This is a genomic window from Streptomyces glaucus (genome assembly GCF_039533365.1).
GTDB classification, from domain to species: Bacteria; Actinomycetota; Actinomycetes; order Streptomycetales; family Streptomycetaceae; genus Streptomyces; species Streptomyces glaucus.
The window spans coordinates 1-703 of sequence record NZ_BAAATK010000149.1 but is presented as its reverse complement, the minus strand read 5'-3'; the positions used below and the strand labels follow the sequence as shown (position 1 = coordinate 703).

Here is a 703-nt window from a genome sequence, read left to right as displayed (position 1 = left end):
GCTGCCCGCCACGTCGATCGCCTGGGGCGCCTGGGACGGCGGCGGCATGGCCACCGCGCTCACCGACGCCCTGCGCGAGACCGGCACCACCGCCCTCGAACCCGGCCTCGCCCTCGGCGTGCTCGCCGAACTCGCCGCCGACACCGCCCCCGTCACCGTCGTCGCCGACCTCCAGCAGCGGGACACCCTGCGGATGCTGTTCAGCATCCGCCCGTGCGCCGCGCTCAGCGCCCTGCCCGCCGCCGAGGAGGCCCGCAGCGAGGCCCGCCGCCTCCGCGACGACACCCGGTCCGCCGCCTCCGTGCTGCGCCGCAAGGTGTACGCCGCCCCGGAGGACGAGCGGGTCCCGCTCCTCCTCGACCTGATCCGCACGCACGCCGCCGGCGTCCTCGGCCACGCAGGGCCCGAGGCCGTCGACGCCGAACGGGCCTTCCACGACCTCGGCTTCGACTCGCTGACGTCGATGGAACTGCGCAACCAGCTGGCCCGCGCCACCGGCCTCGCCCTGCCCGCGAGCCTCCTGTTCGACTTCACCCGGCCCAGCACCCTCGCCGCACACCTGGTCGCCGAACTCCTCGGCAGCCAGGACGAGCCGGACGGCCCGCTGCCCGCCGCCGAACCCGCCGACACCGCCGACGACCCGGTCGTCGTGGTCGGCATGGCCTGCCGCTTCCCCGGCGGGGTGCACACCCCCGAGCAGCTG

The 703-nt window shown here is 76.7% G+C and carries 1 protein-coding gene; it reads left to right on the top strand.

The annotated features are described in order from the left end of the window. A partial coding sequence (locus tag ABD363_RS32470) for an acyl carrier protein (protein WP_344610047.1) occupies nt 1-703 on the top strand: 703 nt, incomplete at both ends.